This is a genomic window from Pseudomonas trutticola BRTCR10 (assembly GCF_056155105.1).
The window spans coordinates 5,400,038-5,420,667 of sequence record NZ_CM149552.1 but is presented as its reverse complement, the minus strand read 5'-3'; the positions used below and the strand labels follow the sequence as shown (position 1 = coordinate 5,420,667).

Sequence of the window (20,630 nt, the reverse complement as noted above, 5' to 3'; positions counted from 1 at the left end):
ATGCAAGGCGCTCAGCTCAGACATCAGCCACCCGCACCCGGCCGCAAGCCGGTGCCGCGTGGTGCCAGCCGAATGGTGGCCAAAGAGCCGATGTCCGCGCGCCTGCCGAAAGCCAACTTCGGTTTTCTCAAAAGCCTGTTCTGGCCAGTGCTGCTGGTGGCGCTCGGGTTCGGTACTTACGAAGGCGCACAGCGTTTGCTGCCGTACGCCGACCGGCCGATCACCAAGATCGCCGTGCAGGGCGACCTGAGCTACATCAGCCAGCAAGCGGTGCAACAGCGAATCGCCCCGTACGTGGCGTCTAGCTTCTTCACCATTGACCTGGCGGGCATGCGCACCGAGCTTGAGCAAATGCCCTGGATCGCCCACGCCGAAGTGCGCCGGGTGTGGCCGGATCAAGTGGTGATCCGCCTCGAAGAGCAACTGCCGGTGGCCCGCTGGGGCGACGAGTCGTTGCTGAACAACCAGGGCCAGGCGTTTACGCCCAAGGAGCTGGCGAACTACGAACATCTGCCTCAGCTGTTCGGCCCTCAACGGGCTCAGCAGCAAGTGATGCAGCAGTATCAGGTCTTGAGCCAGATGCTGCGGCCGTTGGGCTTCTCGATCGCACGCCTGGAATTGCGTGAACGCGGAAGCTGGTTCCTGACCACCGGTGCCGGCAGCTCCGGCCCCGGCATCGAGTTGCTGCTGGGACGCGGCAACCTGGTGGAAAAGATGCGCCGCTTCATCGCCATCTATGACAAGACGCTCAAAGAACAGATTACGAACATTGCGCGCATCGATCTGCGCTACGCCAACGGCCTCGCTGTTGGCTGGCGGGAACCAGTAGCGCCGACGACAGCCCAACCCGCTGTCGCAAAGAATTAAGAAGAGGCAGGACCCATGGCAAACGTGCAAAGCGGCAAAATGATCGTCGGTCTCGATATCGGCACCTCCAAGGTGGTGGCGCTGGTCGGCGAGGTTTCCGACGACGGCTCGCTGGAAATCGTCGGGATCGGTACCCATCCGTCCCGTGGCCTGAAGAAGGGCGTGGTGGTCAACATCGAGTCCACCGTGCAATCGATCCAGCGCGCGATCGAAGAAGCCCAACTGATGGCGGGCTGCCGCATTCACTCGGCGTTCGTCGGCGTGGCGGGTAATCACATCCGCAGCCTGAACTCCCACGGCATCGTCGCGATCCGTGATCGCGAAGTCAGCTCGGCTGACCTTGAGCGTGTTCTCGACGCCGCCCAGGCCGTGGCGATCCCGGCTGACCAGCGCGTGCTGCACACCCTGCCGCAGGATTACGTGATCGATAACCAGGAAGGCGTTCGCGAGCCACTGGGCATGTCCGGCGTGCGCCTTGAAGCCAAGGTTCACGTAGTGACTTGCGCCGTCAACGCCGCGCAGAACATTGAAAAATGCGTGCGTCGCTGCGGTCTGGAAATCGACGACATCATTCTCGAGCAACTGGCCTCGGCCTACTCGGTGCTGACCGACGACGAGAAAGAACTGGGCGTGTGCCTGGTCGATATCGGTGGCGGCACCACCGACATCGCGATCTTCACCGAAGGCGCGATCCGACACACCGCGGTGATCCCGATTGCCGGTGATCAAGTGACCAACGACATCGCCATGGCGTTGCGCACCCCGACCCAGTACGCCGAAGAGATCAAAATTCGCTACGCCTGCGCACTGGCCAAACTGGCGGGTGCCGGCGAAACCATCAAGGTGCCGAGCGTTGGCGACCGTCCACCGCGCGAACTGTCGCGTCAGGCTTTGGCCGAAGTGGTCGAGCCGCGTTATGACGAACTGTTCACCCTGATTCAGGCTGAACTGCGTCGCAGCGGCTACGAAGACCTGATCCCGGCCGGCATCGTCCTGACCGGCGGCACTTCGAAGATGGAAGGTGCCACCGAGCTGGCCGAAGAGATCTTCCACATGCCGGTACGCCTTGGCGTCCCGCATGGCGTGAAAGGTCTGGATGACGTGGTACGCAACCCGATTTATTCCACTGGCGTTGGCTTGTTGATGTACGGCCTGCAAAAGCAGTCCGACGGGGTTTCGTTCTCCGGCATCGGCAGCCGCGACAGCTATAGCAGCGAAGAGCCACAGGCGCCGCTGCTCGACCGACTGAAAAAGTGGGTCCAAGGCAATTTCTAAAGATTTACCGCAGCACCGCAACAAAAAGCAGTAGGCGAAAAAACTAGAGAATGTAAGGAGAGGGAAAATGTTCGAACTCGTAGACAACATCCCCGCAAGCCCGGTAATCAAAGTTATCGGTGTTGGCGGAGGCGGCGGCAACGCTGTCAATCACATGGTCAAGAGCAACATCGAAGGCGTTGAGTTCATCTGCGCCAACACTGATGCTCAAGCGCTGAAAAACATCGGCGCGCGGACCATCCTGCAACTGGGCACCGGCGTGACCAAAGGTCTGGGCGCTGGCGCAAACCCTGAAGTAGGTCGTCAGGCCGCTCTCGAAGACCGTGAGCGCATTGCCGAAGTCCTGCAGGGCACCAACATGGTGTTCATCACCACCGGCATGGGCGGCGGTACCGGTACCGGTGCTGCGCCGATCATCGCCGAAGTGGCCAAGGAAATGGGCATCCTGACCGTTGCGGTCGTGACCCGTCCGTTCCCGTTCGAAGGCCGCAAGCGTATGCAGATCGCCGACGAAGGCATCCGCATGCTCTCCGAAAGCGTCGACTCGTTGATCACCATTCCCAACGAGAAGCTGCTGACCATCCTCGGTAAAGACGCAAGCCTGCTGTCGGCTTTCGCCAAGGCAGACGATGTACTGGCCGGTGCCGTTCGCGGTATCTCCGACATCATCAAGCGTCCGGGCATGATCAACGTCGACTTCGCCGACGTCCGTACCGTGATGAGCGAAATGGGCATGGCGATGATGGGCACTGGCTGCGCCAGCGGTCCGAACCGTGCACGTGAAGCCACTGAAGCTGCAATTCGCAACCCGCTCCTGGAAGACGTGAACCTGCAAGGTGCACGCGGCATCCTGGTGAACATCACTGCCGGTCCTGACCTGTCCCTGGGTGAGTACTCCGACGTGGGTAGCATCATCGAAGCCTTCGCTTCCGAACACGCGATGGTCAAGGTCGGTACCGTTATCGATCCGGACATGCGCGACGAGCTGCACGTGACCGTGGTTGCCACTGGTCTGGGCGCGAAAATCGAGAAGCCTGTAAAGGTCATCGACAACACCGTTCACACCTCCATGGCTTCGGCTCAGGTGCAGCAACCGGCTCCGGCCCGTCAGGAAGCGCCAGCGGTGAACTACCGTGATCTGGACCGTCCGACCGTCATGCGCAACCAGGCTCAGGCCGGTGCTGCGGCTGCCGCGAAGATGAATCCGCAAGATGACCTGGACTACCTGGACATCCCGGCATTCCTGCGTCGTCAGGCCGATTGATGGAATGTATCAGGGCTATGAAGGTGATTGGTGTTCAGCAAAGGCATGGTCTGCTATCATCGCCAGCCTTTGTTGATACCAGTTCGCAATTTGCGCTGAAGCGGCCCAAGCCATGATTAAACAACGCACACTGAAAAATATTATCCGTGCCACAGGTGTAGGCCTGCACTCCGGTGAGAAGGTCTATCTGACTCTCAAGCCTGCGCCTGTCGACACTGGCATTGTGTTTTGTCGCGCTGACCTCGACCCTGTGGTGCAGATTCCTGCCCGCGCGGAAAACGTTGGTGAAACCACTATGTCGACGACGCTGATCAATGGCGACGTCAAAGTGGACACGGTAGAGCACTTGCTCTCGGCCATGGCTGGCCTGGGCATCGATAACGCCTACGTCGAGCTCTCCGCGTCCGAAGTCCCGATCATGGATGGCAGCGCTGGACCCTTCGTATTCCTGATTCAATCGGCTGGCCTGGAAGAACAGGACGCCCCCAAGAAATTCATCCGCATCCTGCGTGAAGTGACAGTGGAAGACGGCGACAAGCGCGCCACTTTCGTCCCTTTCGAAGGATTCAAGGTGAGCTTCGAGATCGATTTCGATCACCCGGTATTCCGGGACCGCACCCAAAGTGCAAGCGTGGATTTTTCCAGCACTTCGTTCGTAAAAGAAGTCAGCCGCGCGCGTACTTTCGGCTTCATGAGTGATATCGAGTACCTGCGCAAGCACAACCTCGCACTCGGCGGCAGCGTTGAAAACGCAATCGTGGTCGATGCCGATGGTGTACTGAACGAAGACGGTCTTCGCTACGAAGACGAATTCGTGAAGCACAAGATCCTCGATGCCATTGGTGACCTGTACCTGCTGGGTAACAGCCTGATTGGTGAGTTCAAAGGCTTCAAGTCCGGTCATGCACTGAACAACCAGCTGCTGCGCAAGTTGATTGAGCAGACAGATGCGTGGGAAGTCGTGACGTTCGAAGACGCCAGCACTGCACCGATCTCTTACATGCGCCCTGTTGCGGCCGTGTAAGTAAAAAACCTCTCTAGTTTTTTGAAGGCCATCCTCGGATGGCCTTTTTTTATGCCTGCGGTTTTTGTATTGCCTCTACTGGCCCCATCGCTGGCAAGCCAGCTCCCACAGGGATTTTGAGTGTATTGAAGATCTGTGAATAACGCGCAAACCTGTGGGAGCTGGCTTGCCAGCGATGGGGCCGTTGAAGCCACTACATCAATCAGGCAGCCACCACCACCCGATTACGCCCACCTTCCTTGGCCTGATACAACGCCTTGTCCGCCGCAAACAACAACTGCTCCAGCTTCATCTCACTCGTCGCTGTCCACGTAGCGATGCCAATACTCACGGTCATCGGCAGCTCAGCCCCGTCAACCAATGGCAGTTGCTCCACCGCCTGGCGAATATGCTCGGCAATCTGCTGCGCACCGTGGCTGTCGGTCTCCGCCAGAATCACCGAAAACTCCTCACCACCATAACGTGCGACCAGATCCGCTGGTCGCCGCACATTCTCGGTAATGACCTGGGCCAGCCGCTTCAATGCTTGATCGCCGGCCTGATGCCCGTGCTGGTCGTTGAAGGCCTTGAAGTGGTCGGCGTCGATCATCATCACCGACAGCGGCTTACCCGAGCGCTGGGCGCGGAACCATTCGTGGCGCAGTGATTGATCGAGCATCCGCCGATTGGCCACGCCGGTCAGCGCATCGGTTGCCGCCAGTTGCGCCAGTTCGTGCTCGGCGCGCTGGCGCAAGCGCAGTTCCCGGGCGAGCAGCCATGTGAGCCAGAGCAGGCCGAGGCACAGCACGCCGGTCGCACCACTGATCAACAATGCCGTGCGCCGCCAGGTGCCGAACACCTCGTCGCTGGACAACGCGACGATCACCGTCAGCGGTAAGTTGCCCACCCTCGAATAGGTGTAGAGCCGTTGCTGATGATCAATGCTGGAAACGCTGTTGAAGCTGCCATTGCCATCACTGTCGCGCAGAATTCGCACCACGTTGGGCCGGTTACCGAAGCTTTTGCCAATGGAGTCGCTTTGCAGATACGGCTTCTGCGCGAGCAGGATGCCGTCGTTGTCGATGATGTTCAGGGTACTGTCGTTGCCGATATCGAGGCTGTTGAACAATTGGTCGAAGTAGTCGAGCTTCAGCGACGCAACAGCGACGCCGGCGAACTCCCCGGTTTCCGTGGATATGCGCCGGCTGAAGCTGATGCGCCACTGGTTGGCTTCATCGCAGTCGCAGCGGGTCTTGAACGGGCGGCTGATGAACATGCCGACGTCACGATTGAAGGCGTGCGCGAGAAAGTAGTCGCGGTCGGCGAAATTACCGGGTTTTGGCTCGATCCGCGAGGAGTCAGCGACCACATCGCCGTGCTTGTCGAGCAACAGGATGTCGCCCTTGAAGCGGGCGGTGGTCGAGCGGTCGAACAGCGCCAGATGGCGGATCTGTGGGGTAACGTCGCGCAAGTCATCGCGCTGCGAGGCAGCAATCAGGCCTTGCAGTGTCAGGTCGTACAGCTCGACGGTGCGCAACACGTCGGCGTCGATTAATTGCGCAATGGTGGTGGCGCTGCGGGTGGCCGACTCCTGAGCGCTGGCGTGCTCACGAATCAACAGGAAAGTGACGATGCACACGATCGCGATCACGCTCAGCAGGCTGCCGGAGATCAGCAGCAGCTCGGGGCGTCCGGTCTTGCCCGCAACAGGTGGGGTACGGCTCGCGATCATGATGGAGTTATCGGTTGGGGGATTTGTGTGGTGAGGGGATTTATCCCCGATGGGCTGGGCAGCGGCCCTGATTTTTCAGTGAAGACAGGGGGGCGCTGCGCGCCCCATCGGGGATAAATCCCCTCGCCACAGCTTAGAAGACGTTGATCGGGTAGTCGATGATCACGCGGTATTCGTCGGTGTCTGAATCGATCACACCATAACCGTTACCGCCGCGGTTGGTGGCCCATTGCAGGCGCACGGCCAGATCTTTGGCCTGACCGCTCTGCACCACGTACTTCAAGTCGAGGTCGCGTTCCCAGTGCTTGGCGTTGCGTCCATCGGCACTGTACCAGTTGGCGTAGCCCTTGCTGTCCGGGTCGACCTTGGTCAGGTCAACCGTGCCGCGCGAGTAGGACACCGCCGAGGTCAGCCCCGGTACACCTAGACCGGCAAAGTCATAGGCGTACTTGAGTTTCCACGAACGCTCGTTCGGACCGTTGAAGTCCGAGTATTGCTGCGAGTTGTCGAGGTAAACGCTGTCGCCCTGACTGATGTAGTCGAACGGTGTGTTGCCGTTGATCCGCTGGTACGCGGCGGTCACGCTGTGGCTGCCGATGCCGACGGTGAAATGCAGGCTGTAGGTGTTGTTGTCGATATTGCCCAGCAGCGCATCGCCGGTGTCCTGGGTGTGATAGAAGTGCAGGCCCGGGTTGAGGCTGATCAGGTCGTTCAACTGCCAAGTGTAGTCGAGGTCGTAGTAGTACTGGTTCCAGATGTCCTTGAGCTCGGAGGCGTAGAGGCTGCTGGTCAGACCTTCGACACCGCTCCAGGCCACGCCGGCCCAGTTCAGGTGCTGGCTCTCGTCGCCATCGGCCAACGTCCCGTACGAGGTGCCGATGCGCGTGTGACCGCTCTGGTTGTACGGCTTGGTGAAACTGGCCTGGCCGCCTTCGATCAACCAGCCGTCGAAGCTGTGGTTGGTCAGACTGACACCGCGAAAGGTCTGCGGCAGCATGCGGCTGTCACCGCCGGCGATCACCGGATTGGTCAGGAACAGGTCACCGGCCTTCAGCTCGGTGTCGAACGCACGCATTTTCAGCGTACCGCCTGCTGTCGAGAACGACCCCGGCGCTTTACCGTTGCCATCGCTGATCGGCAGGATGCTGGAGCCGTCCGTGCCGCCACCACCATCGAGTTTCAGCCCGAGCATCGCATGGGCATCAATGCCGAAACCGACCGTGCCTTCGGTGTAACCCGACTGGAAGATCCCGAGAAAACCCTGGCCCCACTCGATGTTGTCGTCCGCTTTCTGCAAGCGGTTGCGATTCATGTAGTAGTTGCGAGCGTTAAGGTTGAGGCTAGAGCCTGCGACGAAACCTTCTTGCGCCGGTTCGTCGGCGTGAACGGAAGGGGCAATCGTTGCGGCAATTGCAATGAACAGCGGAGTGAATCGGACTGGGTAACGCACGTGCTGTAAAGCTCCTTGGGTCAGCGGCGCCTCATTGGCTTGAGGCACGAGATGTTTCTTGTTGTAAAAGACGCACCAAACAGCTTTCAGACCACAACGAAAAAAGGCCGCTGAAAATCAGCGGCCTGGAATGACGACGGTTGAACGGGAAGAGCCAAACAACCGCGTCGAGGGAAACGGTGCGGGGCGTGACTCAGCTGTCTTTCTCGGACGCTTGAGCCTGGGTGGCGGCAGCTTGAGGTGCCTGCGTCGCGTCTTTGGCCTTGGCCATCATTTCAGCCTGATGCTGATCGTACGCCTGCGCCCGTGCGCTGTTTTGCGCAACGAAGGCGTGGGACTCTTCAGCCATCGCCATCGGCGACAGGAACAATGAGGACAAAACGAAAGCGCTGGCAATACCCATACTGTTGGACATTCTGAAAACCTTCTCGCTTGGCGAGTGCTGTTTGGTGCGGGCAAAGATAAGGTTGCCGGGCGTTGGGAAACAGCGTGATTTTCATAAATGACTGTTACAGCAGAAGCAAAGATCACACATTCCCGCAGGTGCAGAGACACTTTTGGCGAGGGGATTTATCTGTGGCGAGGGGATTTATCCCCGATGGACTGCGAAGCAGTCCTGAATTCTGTGTGCATGTTGTGTCAGAAAGATCGCGATCGCTGGTTTTGGGGCCGCTTCGCAGCCCATCGGGGATAAATCCCCTCACCACAAAAGCTCCCTGCCACATGGGGTTTTTGATCGTTCCCACGCTCTGCGTGGGAATGTCTCATCGGACGCTCCGCGTTCGGCTTTGGAAGGACGCAGAGCGTCCCCGGCTGCATTCCCACGCGGAGCGAGGGAACGAGCGGTGCGGGAGAGTTAGACGGGAAGGTGGATGCCGAACGTATTCATCCCCCGATCACTCTTCACAAACACATCCCCACCGTGCATCAGCGCAATCGCCTTGACGATCGCCAGCCCCAACCCATGGTTATTGCCACTGTTACTGCGCGACGCATCCACCCGATAAAACCGTTCGAACAGCCGCGGCAAATGCTCGCTGGCAATCGGCGATCCTGGGTTGGCCACGCCAATGCTGACCTGATGCTCTGCCACCTCGATCCGCACTTCGATGACCTGGCCCGGTGCCGTGTGCTGCACAGCGTTACTCAACAAATTGATTAACGCCCGGCGCAAATGCGCAACCTCGATCTGCACCTGCGCATCGCCGCTGACCTGCACCTGAACCTGCGCGTCTTCGAGAATGAAATCCAGGTATTCCAGCGTGGTTGCCACCTCATCAGCCAGCGACGTCGAGGTCAGTTTGGTGGCCTTGTTGCCCTGATCGGCACTGGCCAAAAACAGCATGTCGTTGATGATCGAACGCAGCCGTTCCAGCTCTTCGAGATTGGATTGCAGCACTTCGAAGTAGTGTTCGGCGGAACGCCCGCGCGTCAGCGCCACCTGGGTCTGGCCGATCAGATTGGTCAACGGCGAACGCAGTTCATGGGCCACATCGGCGTTGAACGATTCCAGCCGCGAATAGGCTTGTTCGACCCGCTCCAGCGTCGAGTTGAACGAGTCGACGAACTGCTCCAGCTCCGGCGGCAGCGGCGACAAACGCAAGCGCCCGGCCCGCAGCGGCGGCGCCAGGCGTTGCGCTTCGTGGGACAGTTTGATCAACGGTTTCAAGCCAATCCGCGCGACCCAATAGCCCAGCGCCGAAGCCATCAGCACACCGGCAATCGCCAGGCCGATCAGCGCGATCAGCAGATTGTGTTGAGTCTCGTGGAAGGTCTCGGTGTCGATGCCGATCATGAAACGCAGCGGTGGGCGCTGATCCTTGGCCGGCAACTCGGTCAACAACACTTTCAGCGGATAAGGATGGTCGGCCAACTGCAGGTCATGCATGCCCAGCGGGCCTTTGGCGAAGGCACGGATCGCGGCGTCCGGCTGACCATATTCGTAACCCGGATCACCACTCACCACCCAGAAACGAATGCGTTTGTCCTCTTCGCCGAGCAGCTTCAACTTGGCGTTGATCTTCACCCAATGCTCGGGTGTGCCGAAGCGATTGAGTGCTGACTCAAGCACGCTGTAGCGCGCATCAAGTTCGGCTTCCGGCAACAATCCCAAGCCTTTGTCTACCTGCTGATACAGCGCGCCGCCGATCAACAGAAACACCAGCAACGCCACCAGCGTAAACATCCCGCTGAGACGCAGCGCAATCGAATTACTGGACACCACGGCTCTCCAGCACATAACCCATGCCGCGAATGGTATGCAGCAGTTTTTCGTCGAACGGCCCGTCGAGCTTGGCGCGCAGGCGCTTGATCGCGACTTCGACTACGTTGGCGTCGCTGTCGAAATTGATGTCCCAGACCATCTCGGCGATGGCGGTTTTCGAGAGGATTTCACCCTGACGCCGCGCCAATACACTGAGCAGGGAAAACTCTTTCGCGGTCAGATCCAGCCGCGTGCCGGCGCGGGTAGCTTTACGACTGATCAAATCTATCCACAGGTCGGCAATGCTCACTTGCACCGGCTCATGGCCGCCGCTGCGCCGGGTCAGCGCTTGCAGGCGTGCGACCAGTTCAAGGAAGGAAAACGGTTTGCCGAGGTAATCGTCGGCGCCATCACGCAGGCCCTTGATCCGGTCTTCGACCCGTTCGCGGGCGGTGAGCATGATCACCGGGGTTTGCTTGCGCGCCCGCAACGCGCGCAACACGCCGAAGCCATCAAGGCCCGGCAGCATGACGTCGAGGACGATCACCGCGTAGTCGCTTTCCAGCGCCAGATGCAGGCCTTCGACACCGTCGCGGGCCAGATCCACGGTGTAACCCTGTTCCGTCAGACCACGGTGCAGATAGTCCGCGGTTTTTTCCTCGTCTTCGATAATCAGAACGCGCATGACCCGCCTCAGTCTGTGGTGGCCAGCGTCGCTACAGACGCAGGCTTAGGCCGATGGAACAGCCGCTCGAGCCACAAGTATATGACCGGAGTGGTAAACAGCGTCAGCATCTGGCTGACCAGCAAACCGCCGACCACCGCGATCCCCAGCGGCTGGCGCAGTTCGGCGCCGGTGCCATAGCCGAGCATCAGCGGCAGCGCACCGAGCAACGCGGCGAGAGTGGTCATGATGATCGGCCGGAACCGCGTCAGGCACGCTTCGAAGATTGCATCCTGTGGCGCCAACCCGCGATTGCGCTGAGCTTCCAGGGCAAAGTCGATCATCAGAATGCCGTTCTTCTTGACGATACCGATCAGCAACACCAGCCCGATCAACGCCATGATCGAAAAGTCCTGACCGCAGATCCACAGCATGATCACCGCACCGAGACCCGCCGCCGGCAGCGTCGAAATGATCGTCAGCGGATGCACGAAGCTCTCGTAAAGCACGCCGAGAATGATGTACACCGCCACCAGCGCCGCCAGAATCAGCCACGGCTGACTGGCCAGCGAACTTTGAAATGCCTGCGCCGCACCCTGGAAATTGCCGCTGATCGCGGTCGGCATGCCGATTTCGGCCTTGGCCTGATTGAGCAGAATCACCGCATCGCCCAGCGCCACGCCGGGGGCGAGGTTGAACGACAGGTTGGCGGCCGGGAACATGCCGTCGTGGGCGATGGACAATGGGCCAATGGTCGGCGCATCGAATTTGGCCAGCGCCGACAGCGGCACCATCTCGCCACTCAGCGGCGAACGCAGGTAGAAGTAGTTGAGGCTTTCGGCCTTGCCGCGCTGTTTGGTGTCCAGTTCCAGAATCACGTTGTACTGGTTGACCTGAGTCTGGAACTCGTTGATTTGCCGCTGGCCGAAGGCGTCGTACAACGCTTCATCGACATCGCTTGCCGTGAGGCCGAAACGCGCGGCGGCGCTGCGGTCGATGCTGATGTGAGTGATGCTGCCGCCCAGTTGCAGATCGTTGGAAATGTCGCGGAACGCCGGGTTGCTGCGCAGTTTTTCGGTCAGGCGTTGCGTCCAGGTGGCGAGGGTCGCGCCGTCGTTGCTCTTGAGTACGTATTGGTACTGCGCACGGCTCGGGCCGGAGCTTAAGTTGATGTCCTGACCGGCGCGCAGATAAAGCACGATGCCGGGGACTTTCATCAGCTGCGGACGAATCCGGTCAATGAACTGACTGGCGCTGACGTCGCGGTCGCCGCGCTTTTTCAGAGCGATCCAGAAACGGCCATTGGCGATGGTCTGGTTACTGCCCGACACACCCACCGAATGGGAAAACGCCTGCACGGCCGGGTCGGCGGCGACGATTTCGGCCATCGCCAAGTGTTTTTTCACCATGTCGCCGTAGGAAATGTCCGCAGCGGCTTCGGTGGTGCCGAGGACGAAACCGGTGTCCTGCACCGGGAAGAACCCTTTCGGGATAAAGATGTAACCGGTGATGGTCAACGCCAGCGACAAACCGAACACGCCGATCATCAGTTTCTGATGGGCGAGGGCGCGGCGCAGGCCTTTTTCGTACCAGCCGAGCAAGCGTTCGCTGAAGCCCGGTTTATCGCTGGCGTGATGCACCGGTTTGCGCATGAACAACGCCGCCAGCGTTGGCGCCAACGTCAGCGAAACCACCACGGAAATCATGATGGTCGAGGTCGCGGTCAGGGCGAATTCCTTGAACAACCGTCCGACCACGCCGCCCATGAACAGCAGCGGAATAAACGCTGCCACCAGCGAGAAACTGATCGAGACCACGGTGAAGCCGATTTCGCCTGCACCCTTGATCGCGGCCTCGCGCATGTCGTCGCCAGCCTCCAGATGCCGGTGGATGTTCTCCACCACCACAATCGCATCGTCGACCACAAACCCCACGGCCACCACGATGGCTACCAGCGTCAGATTGTTGAGGCTGAAGCCGAGGATATACATCAGGGCGAAACTGGCGACCAGCGATACGCCGAGCACTGCCGAGACAATCAGGGTCGCCGACAACTGACGCAGGAACAGCGCCATCACTGCCACCACCAACAGGATCGCGATCAACAGGGTGATCTCCACCTCGTGCAGCGAGGCGCGGATGGTCTGGGTGCGGTCGATCAGTGTTTTCACCTCCACCGACGCTGGCAGCATGGCTTCGAGGCCGGGCAGGGCGGCTTGAATGCGGTCTACGGTCTCGACGATGTTGGCGCCGGGCTGGCGCGAGATCACCAGGTTTACTCCGGGGCGATCACCGGCCCAGGCTTGCACGTAGGCGTCTTCTGAACCGTTGACGACTTTGGCGACATCACGCAAGTGAACCGGGGCACCGTCCTTGTAGGAAACGATGAGTTGGCTGTAGTCCTCGGGGTGGAACAATTGGTCGTTGGTCGACAGTGTCGAGATACTCGATTCGCCGTACAGCGCACCTTTGGCCAGGTTGAGGCTGGTCTGCTGGATCGCCAGACGAATGTCGGCGAGGGTCAGGCCGATGGCGGCCAGTTTGTCCGCTGAAGCCTGCACACGAATCGCCGGACGTTGCTGACCGGTGATGTTGATTTGGCCTACGCCGTCGATCTGACTGATCTGACGTGACAGCAGGGTTTCCACCAAGTCGCTGAGTTCGGTGCCGGGCATCTGCGTCGAGCTGACACTGAGGATCAGCACCGGGCTGTCGGCCGGGTTGACCTTCTTCCAGGTCGGCAGCGTCGGCATGTCTTTGGGCAGTTTGCCGGCGGCGGTGTTGATCGCCGCTTGCACTTCCTGGGCGGCGGTGTCGATGCTCTTGTCGAGGGTGAATTGCAGGGTTAGCAGGGTTGAGCCCAAGGCGCTGCTGGAGGTCATCTGGGTCATGCCGGGGATGGCGCTGAATTGCACCTCCAGCGGCGTGGCCACGGACGAGGCCATGGTGTCGGGGCTGGCGCCGGGTAACTGCGCAGAGACCTGAATCGTAGGAAATTCCGCTTCCGGCAGTGGGGCAATCGGCAAGCGCGGGAAGGCAATTGCGCCGACCAGCACCAACGCAATCGTCAGCAGAATCGTCGCGACCGGGTGATTGATGCACCAGGTGGAGACGCCTTTGTGCGCCTTCATGGTTTCGGCTCCGACTGCACCACTTGCGGCGGCTCGCTCATGACCTGCACGGTGGAACCGGGTTTGAGCCGCGACTGGCCGTCAGTGACCAGCACATCACCGGCCTTCACGCCTTTGATGATGTCCTGGCCACTGCCTTGGTAAACCATCTGCACTTGCACGGCTTCGACCTTGTCGCCGTTGACCCGGTAAACGAAGTGCTGGTCGAGGCCACGTTGTACGACAGTGGGCGGTACGACCAGCGCATCTTTGTCGAGGGCTGTCTGAATTTTTACCGTGACCAGCAGGCCGGGCCAGAGCTTTTGGCTGGCATTGTCGAATTCGGCTTTGGCGCGGATGGTGCCGGTGTTGGCGTTGATCTGGTTGTCGATCAGGGTGAGGTGGCCTTCGCCGAGCAGGTTGCCGGTTTCGCCGTCGGTGTCGGCACCGATGTAGGCTTTGACCTGTGCGCGCTGTGGGTCGTTGATCAGGCCCTGCAGGGTCGGGAGCATTTGTTGCGGCAGGGAGAATTCCACGGCGATCGGGTCGATCTGGGTGACGGTGAACAGGCCGGCGGTGTCGGTCATGCGCAGGAAGTTGCCTTCGTCGACTGTGCGAATGCCGACGCGGCCGGTGACTGGGGAGCGGATCTGCGTGTAGGAAAGTTGTACCTGTGCGGCGTCGATCGAGGCTTGGTTGCCTTGGGCGGTGGCTTTGAGTTGGTTGACCAGGGCTTGTTGCTGGTCGTAGGTCTGTTTGGATACGCCGTCGTCGACGCTGAGCAGTTTGTAGCGTTTGAGGTTGACCAGGGCGACTTGCAGTTGTGCCTGGCTTTCGCCCAGTTGCGCGCGGGTCTGGTCGAGGCTGGCGCGGATGGAGCGGTCGTCGATGGTGGCCAGCAGGTCGCCTGCTTTGACGAGCTGGCCTTCTTTGACGAGGATTTTGGTGAGGATGCCGTCGATTTGTGGGCGCACTACGACGCTGTGCAGGGAGAGTACGGAGCCTATGCCGCTGGTGTAGCGGGGGACGTCTTTTTCGCTGACCGCTATGACTCGCACGGGGATGGCGGTGGGGGTGGCGAGTTTGGTTGGGGCGGGTTTCATTGCCCACCATGTGCCGGCGGCGGCCAGGACGATCACTAGGGCTAGCAGGGCTTTGTTCTTTTGGATTCGCATGCGAAGTCGGCGCCGGACGGAATTTGGGTAGGGTTAGGGTCTTTATAAACTTGTTAGGGGGTCAGGAGGGTGACGGCTGGCTGTCAGCGCTGTCAGTTTTCTCTGTGTGTATATCCGTTTTTGCGGGTGTGGCTGATTACGGTTCCGCCCTTACGGCGGGTCACTTTTTACAAACGCCTAAAAAGTAACCAAAAACGCTTGCTCCTACGTGCGGCCCGCTCGCTGGGGCTCGGGGTTCCTTCGCTCCGGGATCGATCCGGGCGCAGCGCCTACGGTTTGCTTCGCTGCACCTCCTCTCGCTGTGTTTGGCTTCGCCAAACGGTCGCTGCGCTCCCACGCCCGAATCAATCCCTCCGCTCAGCCTTCCGACGTCGCCCGTGGATCAAGATCAAGAGCGGTACTCGAGCTAACGCTCATTGTGTTGAGTGGGGCGGCATGCGCCGCGTGCGGGTTGTACTTATCTTCCCTGGAGCTGCCGCAGGCTGCGATCTTTTGATTTTGATTTTGATTTTTATTTTGCTCTTTTGTGGGAGCTGGCTTGCCAGCGATGGCGGCCTGATAGCCGACCAGTCTCTGCCAGATGAACTCAACCCCTGTGGGAGCTGGCTTGCCAGCGATGGCGGCCTGATAGCCGACCAGTCTCTGCCAGATGAACTCAACCCCTGTGGGAGCTGGCTTGCCAGCGATGGCGGCCTGATAGCCGACCAGTCTCTGCCAGATGAACTCAACTCCTGTGGGAGCTGGCTTGCCAGCGATGGCGGCCTGATAGCCGACCAGTCTCTGCCAGATGAACGCAACCCCTGTGGGAGCTGGCTTGCCAGCGATGGCGACCTGATAGCCGACCAGTCTCTGCCAGATGAACGCAACCCCTGTGGGAGCTGGCTTGCCAGCGATGGCGGCCTGATAGCCGACCAATCTCTGCCAGATGAACGCAACCCCTGTGGGAGCTGGCTTGCCAGCGATGGCGACCTGATAGCCGACCAATCTCTGGCAGGTGTACTCAACCCTTGTGGGAGCTGGCTTGCCAGCGATGGCGACCTGATAGCCGACCAATCTCTGGCAGGTGTACTCGGTTCAGTGTGGGAGCGAGCCTGCTCGCGAAGAGGTCTGTCCAGTCAGCCGATTACTTTGGGCTGTTTAAATATGAGTCAAATAACCAGAACCTTCCCACAAGGTTTTCAGGTTGTCCGTCGGACGTGGGCTCTCTAGTCTTGGGTTGTCGCCGAAAACTCGGCGATCGGGTGTGAGAACCCGGGCTAAGTATTATTCCACCTGCAGTATCGTCATAATTGCCGCCAGTTCATCGCTGCCTGCATTTCTATGGCGGCTGTGTGCGGGCGGACTTCGGTCCGGCCGGAGGTGGTGGTTCTTGCCCGGTTTCTCACCCTGCACATAGCTGCCACCCAATTCGTCGCGTGAGAAACGGCAATTGGTTGGCTCCGATCAGTGAGAACCGATTTCATGACTAAGCCCGTACCCGATCCACCCCTCGAAACCCCAACCCCACTCGAAGACGCCATCCGCGCCGAAGATCAGATCAAAACCCGCGAAGCCATAAAACGCGCCCTCGACTTCTACCTCTGCCCCGAACCGGTCAAACCGCGTCAGCCCAGTACGATGTTCCTTATCCAGCCGAACATCGACACCGAAAGTCTGCTCGCCCACGCTTGCGAATCTCTGGCTTCTGCCAATGTCATGGCCGGTGACCTGGCCGACCAGCTCAGTCGCCCGCAGCGCAGTACAGCGCTGGCGATCCAGCAGATCGTCATACTCGCCGAGCTGGCGGTAAACAGGGCGCTGGATCGGGTTGATCCGCAAACCTGATCACGCAAGAACACCGCGTCATCGTTCTTCGCGAGCAGGCTCGCTCCTACATTTGAAATGCATTCCCCCTGTAGGAGTGAGCCTGCTCGCGATGGCGGTATAACGGTCCCCAAAAGGGACCGATCAGTCCCAATTCGGGACCCATTTGCCAACTACGCTTCTCAAGATCCGTCCCTGCTCGCGGATAAAAATTGTGTAGCCCGGGTTTTCTCTGGGCCGCTCACACCGGAGTGTCTTGAAATGAAGCTGAAAACCGCTCTGCCGTACGTGCTTCTCTTGCTTCCACTGACATCCTTTGCCGCGCCTGGCAATCAATCCGGCGAGATCCGGTTTACCGGGCAGATCGTCGATTCCGGCTGTGAAGTCGGTCGAGTCGGTGCATTGAGTTCCAGCGAATCACGCCAGGTCGAACTCAAGCCCGGCCTGAAGCTCGACATCGATGCCTATCGCAATGTGTGCAGCCATGAAACGCTGCCAATGACCATGACCTTTGAGCCACTGAAGACTTCGACCGACAAAGGCATCGTCACCATCACGTACCTGTAAACCGTTCGGCTTGTGGCTTAAATCTTCAGCTGCCGAGTTGCGGCGCACAGGTATACTGCGCGCCTTCGCGGCTCACTGTTCGGGCCCGACTTTATGCTTTCCGGAGCTTTTATGACTTCCCCGACCCAACCGCCGGTTGACGACGCCGTGAGCGATGTCGCGGCTGAAATGGCTGAAATGGCTGACGCCAACGAAACCAAAGCCGAGATCCCGGCGTTCAAGTTCCCGTTCAAACCGGGTGAACTGGCCGCTGCCAAAGGCTCGAATCAGCCGTGGTACAAGAACGGCGCCAAGAACGGCCACACCAAGACCCCGGGCATGGCGCCGCCGGGTACCCGTCGCTCGATGGGCAAGCGCTGAGTTTCATCCCGCCTTCAGCCATCTACTGCGATTTTCCGTCGCAGTGATGGCTAAGTGCTCATCCCCTGAGCCAGATCAATATTTAACCAATGAGTGCGCTTAGAGTCAGCAGCCCTGCCGACTCCTCCAATAATACGAGCGCGCTATCCATGAAGATCAATCTCCCGGTGACCGGCCGCAACGTCGATGTTGCGCTGGATGCGAATATTCTTTCGACTACTGATCTGACCAGCGCGATCACCTACGCGAACGACGACTTCATCAATATCAGCGGTTACAGCCGCGACGAATTGCTCGGTACGCCGCATAACCTGCTGCGCCATCCGGACATGCCGGCGCAGGCGTTTGCGCATATGTGGCAGACGCTCAAGGGCGGGCGATCCTGGATGGGCATGGTGAAAAATCGTTGCAAGAACGGTGATCACTATTGGGTCAGTGCCTATGTCACACCGGTGACGCAGAACGGCGCCGCCGTTGAGTATCAGTCGGTGCGCACCCGGCCGGATGCGCGGCAAGTCGCGGCAGCGGAGCGGGCGTATGCACAGTTGCGCGGCGAGGAGGTGGCGCGTTGGCGATTGCCGAATATCGGTGTGCGAGCGCGGATTACGGCGCTGGCCAGTGTGTTGCTCGGTGGGCTGTTGACGCTTGAGTCTTGGCTGCGACCGGAATTGATGGAGATTAATGCTGCGGCGTTTGTCATCGGCAGCGGCAGTTGTGCGCTGGGCGTGCGCTGGATCCTGCGGCCGCTGGAGCGCTTGACCGAGCGTGCGCGCAAGGTGGCGGACAATCCGCTGAGCCAAGGCATTTATACCGGTCGGCGCGATGAGTTTGGGCAGATCGAGTTTGCCTTGCAGATGCTCGAAGCACAGGTTGGCGCAGTGGTGGGGCGTATTGGCGACGCGTCGCAGCAGTTGGCCGGGCATGCGGCGCAACTGGTCGATCATCTGCAAAGCAGCCATAGCAGTTCACTGGCGCAGCAGGCGGAAACCGATCAGGTCGCGGCGGCGATTCATCAGATGGCCGCCAGCGTCGCGCAGGTTGCCAGCCATGCGCAGCAGGCTTCGGTGGCGGCGGACCTGGCCGGGACGGAAACCCGCGAAGGGCATTTGCTTGTAGGTGAAAGTCGCAGCGCTGTCCTGCGCCTGGCGCAAGAGCTTGGCCGGGCGACCGAGGTCATTCATCAACTCGAAGGCCACAGCAGTGAGATCTCCGGGGTGCTGGAGGTGATCCGCAGCATCGCCGAACAGACCAATTTGCTGGCGCTCAACGCGGCGATCGAAGCGGCCCGGGCGGGGGATGCCGGGCGCGGGTTTGCAGTGGTGGCCGATGAGGTGCGCGGGCTGGCGCAACGCACGCAGCAATCGACCAACGAAATTCAGCGCATGATCAGCACCCTGCAAACCGGCGCGCGCGACGCGGTGCTGGTGATGCAGCAGAGCAGCGAGCATGTGGAAAACAGCGTCGAACAAGCGCAGCGCGCGGCGCGGGCGCTGGACGGGATCAGCGAGCGGGTCGAACAGATTACCGAGATGAGTCTGCAGATTGCGGCGGCGGTGGAGCAGCAGAGTGCGGTGAGCGAGGACATCAATCGCAACATCGTCAGCATCCGCACGGCGTGCGAGGTGACGGTGGATGAGGGGCGCGAGAGTCAGCGCAATTCCGAGGATGTGGCGGGGCTGGCGGGGGACTTGCGCTTGCTGGCGCGGGAATTCTGGGGGCGGCGGCGGGTTCGGGATTGAAGTTGCCTGAACTGGCGCCATCGCTGGCAAGCCAGCTCCCACAGGTTTTGCCGGTGTTCATCTGATTGGCGCACGAGGCAAAACCTTGTGGGAGCTGGCTTGCCAGCGATGGGGCCGGTCCAGTCTCTACAAAACGCTGATCAAGCCACCCGCAACGGAATAAACGCATACGTCTGCGCCGGCTCGCTCACCACCTGCGCCCCTGCTGCCAGCACTTGCCCGGCAACATCATCCCCGGACAAATGAAACAGCCATTCACTGGCTACGTCGCTCAACGGTTGCGCACTCACCTGATCAACCACCGCCGCAAAAGCGTCCATGTTCGGCAGATATGCGGTAAACCCGTCGCCCTTGAGCGCCGTGGTACGAATCCCCAGCGCCGCACAAATTGCATCCTTGAGCCGAATGTCATCGCGATCCGCCTGCCGCGAGCGCTGGATCAGTTCGACCAGTTCCTGATCAACCAACTCGCCGCCAACAATCAACGCCGGCCCCTGTTCCCAAGACTCCGGCGGGCATTCCTTGGCAGCCGGGTTGAGCGGGATGTGCGGATTGATTTCGGCCGGATAAATGCGACACACCAATGGCCGTCGCTCGTAGATGCGACACAGCTTGTCTTCGTCAAGATTTCGACACGGCCCGACGTTGTACGCGGCAAAGGTGATTGCCACGTGCGCATCGGTTGCGCCGCTGCGCACCACCACCGATCGCCGTTCGGCGTGTTCACGCTGCTGCGCCGGCAAGCCCAGGCCATTGCCGAGAAAGGCCTCCACCAGCACGATCACCTGACCACCATCCGCCGCCCACATGCGGGCTTCGGCGAGGGTCAGGGGCACATGGTGGTCGGTGCAGCACTTGCCGCAACCGACGCAGGAAAACGTCGTATTCATGGGACGATCAATCTTCAATCAAGGTGTTAAGCAGCGACGTAAAGCCGCCATGCAGACCGGGATCGAAGCAAATTATGCGCCATTTACCGGGTCTTGGCGGTCGGGCGGATTGAGTCCCACTCGGTGACAAACGCGGTTTTCGACTGTTTGTTGAACAGGCACAGTTCGGTGCCTTGCTGGCCTTTCATGTGTTTTTGCGGGTATTGACCTTGCAGCAACACGGCGGTGTAACCGACGCGGTCATCGAATTGCGCGGGAGTGCCGATGGGTTTGGCGTTTTTCAAACCGCTGGCCTTGGTGCAACTGGCCAGGACTGTCTTGTCGTAGGCCGCCCAGGCGTCGGGGCTGGAGGCGTGGGCCTGGGAGGCGAGGGCGGTGAGGCAGAGCAGGCTAAGCAAACTGAGGGTCACGGTTTTCATGGTGGGCGTCCTTGGGTAGTGGCCAAGGTTGGAGTATGCCTCAGGGTGAAAAGTTGTCTTTGAGGTCGCCATCGCTGGCAAGCCAGCTCTCACAAGAGTTGTGAGCGGC

17 protein-coding genes and 2 pseudogenes are annotated in these 20,630 nt (G+C 60.0%); 9 read left to right on the top strand and 10 right to left on the bottom strand.

The genetic code is table 11. The features are described 5' to 3' along the window. From ACVVH8_RS24520 to lpxC, 4 genes are all read left to right on the top strand, one after another. Positions 1-867, top strand: a complete 867-nt coding sequence (locus tag ACVVH8_RS24520; RefSeq protein WP_103306211.1) for a cell division protein FtsQ/DivIB — start codon at positions 1-3, stop codon at positions 865-867. A gap of 15 nt (positions 868-882) precedes the next feature. Then, a complete protein-coding gene (gene ftsA, locus ACVVH8_RS24515) occupies positions 883-2,142 on the top strand; it encodes a cell division protein FtsA (protein WP_103306210.1) in 1,260 nt (419 codons plus the stop codon). Between the two features lie 67 nt (positions 2,143-2,209). Further along, the gene (gene ftsZ / locus ACVVH8_RS24510; RefSeq protein WP_016986475.1) at positions 2,210-3,406 is read left to right on the top strand and encodes a cell division protein FtsZ; all 1,197 of its coding nucleotides are present in this window, start codon (positions 2,210-2,212) and stop codon (positions 3,404-3,406) included. A gap of 112 nt (positions 3,407-3,518) precedes the next feature. Further along, entirely contained in the window at positions 3,519-4,430 is a 912-nt protein-coding gene (gene lpxC, locus ACVVH8_RS24505) for a UDP-3-O-acyl-N-acetylglucosamine deacetylase (RefSeq protein WP_103306209.1), read from the top strand. A gap of 202 nt (positions 4,431-4,632) precedes the next feature. On the opposite strand, the gene ACVVH8_RS24500 is transcribed toward lpxC, so the two are convergent. From ACVVH8_RS24500 to ACVVH8_RS24465, 8 genes are all read right to left on the bottom strand, one after another. Next, on the bottom strand, positions 4,633-6,141 hold the full coding sequence (locus ACVVH8_RS24500; protein WP_475226820.1) for a sensor domain-containing diguanylate cyclase: 1,509 nt from the start codon (positions 6,139-6,141) through the stop codon (positions 4,633-4,635). Positions 6,142-6,274: 133 nt separating this feature from the next. After that, the gene (locus ACVVH8_RS24495) at positions 6,275-7,591 is read right to left on the bottom strand and encodes an OprD family porin (RefSeq protein WP_475226817.1); all 1,317 of its coding nucleotides are present in this window, start codon (positions 7,589-7,591) and stop codon (positions 6,275-6,277) included. Between the two features lie 193 nt (positions 7,592-7,784). Continuing rightward, a complete protein-coding gene (locus tag ACVVH8_RS24490; RefSeq protein WP_123535685.1) occupies positions 7,785-8,006 on the bottom strand; it encodes a hypothetical protein in 222 nt (73 codons plus the stop codon). Positions 8,007-8,447: 441 nt separating this feature from the next. Next, a complete protein-coding gene (locus tag ACVVH8_RS24485; RefSeq protein WP_475226814.1) occupies positions 8,448-9,812 on the bottom strand; it encodes a heavy metal sensor histidine kinase in 1,365 nt (454 codons plus the stop codon). Further along, positions 9,802-10,479 (bottom strand): heavy metal response regulator transcription factor, encoded by a 678-nt coding sequence (locus ACVVH8_RS24480; protein WP_007916978.1) that lies wholly within the window; start codon positions 10,477-10,479, stop codon positions 9,802-9,804. Before ACVVH8_RS24480 ends, ACVVH8_RS24485 begins: the two co-directional genes overlap by 11 nt. 8 nt (positions 10,480-10,487) lie before the next feature. Next, a complete protein-coding gene (locus ACVVH8_RS24475) occupies positions 10,488-13,589 on the bottom strand; it encodes a multidrug efflux RND transporter permease subunit (RefSeq protein WP_475226811.1) in 3,102 nt (1,033 codons plus the stop codon). Next, on the bottom strand, positions 13,586-14,743 hold the full coding sequence (locus ACVVH8_RS24470) for an efflux RND transporter periplasmic adaptor subunit (protein ID WP_475226808.1): 1,158 nt from the start codon (positions 14,741-14,743) through the stop codon (positions 13,586-13,588). The genes ACVVH8_RS24475 and ACVVH8_RS24470 overlap by 4 nt, the downstream gene beginning before the upstream one ends. Before the next feature lie 357 nt (positions 14,744-15,100). Next, positions 15,101-15,796 (bottom strand): hypothetical protein, encoded by a 696-nt coding sequence (locus tag ACVVH8_RS24465; RefSeq protein ID WP_475226805.1) that lies wholly within the window; start codon positions 15,794-15,796, stop codon positions 15,101-15,103. 408 nt (positions 15,797-16,204) lie between these two features. Between ACVVH8_RS24465 and ACVVH8_RS24460 the strand changes: the two genes are divergently transcribed. The 5 genes and pseudogenes from ACVVH8_RS24460 to ACVVH8_RS24440 all read left to right on the top strand — a co-directional run. Further along, positions 16,205-16,567: a DUF6124 family protein gene (locus ACVVH8_RS24460; RefSeq protein ID WP_475226802.1), complete on the top strand. Its 363-nt coding sequence runs from the start codon at positions 16,205-16,207 to the stop codon at positions 16,565-16,567. Positions 16,568-16,807: 240 nt separating this feature from the next. Beyond that, positions 16,808-17,113, top strand: coding sequence for a type 1 fimbrial protein (locus ACVVH8_RS24455; RefSeq protein ID WP_213026535.1), 306 nt, complete (start codon positions 16,808-16,810; stop codon positions 17,111-17,113). Between the two features lie 111 nt (positions 17,114-17,224). Continuing rightward, entirely contained in the window at positions 17,225-17,473 is a 249-nt protein-coding gene (locus ACVVH8_RS24450; protein WP_475226799.1) for a hypothetical protein, read from the top strand. 89 nt (positions 17,474-17,562) lie between these two features. Then, positions 17,563-17,904, top strand: a pseudogene (locus ACVVH8_RS24445) (PAS domain-containing protein); the annotation flags it as partial. A 303-nt stretch (positions 17,905-18,207) separates the two neighbouring features. Further along, positions 18,208-19,212: pseudogene (locus ACVVH8_RS24440) on the top strand (methyl-accepting chemotaxis protein); the annotation flags it as partial. Between the two features lie 140 nt (positions 19,213-19,352). Here ACVVH8_RS24440 and ACVVH8_RS24435 read toward each other — a convergent pair. After that, positions 19,353-20,102: a YkgJ family cysteine cluster protein gene (locus tag ACVVH8_RS24435; protein WP_475226796.1), complete on the bottom strand. Its 750-nt coding sequence runs from the start codon at positions 20,100-20,102 to the stop codon at positions 19,353-19,355. 83 nt (positions 20,103-20,185) lie between these two features. Next, a complete protein-coding gene (locus ACVVH8_RS24430) occupies positions 20,186-20,521 on the bottom strand; it encodes a hypothetical protein (protein ID WP_475226793.1) in 336 nt (111 codons plus the stop codon). Positions 20,522-20,630 lie beyond the last annotated feature (109 nt).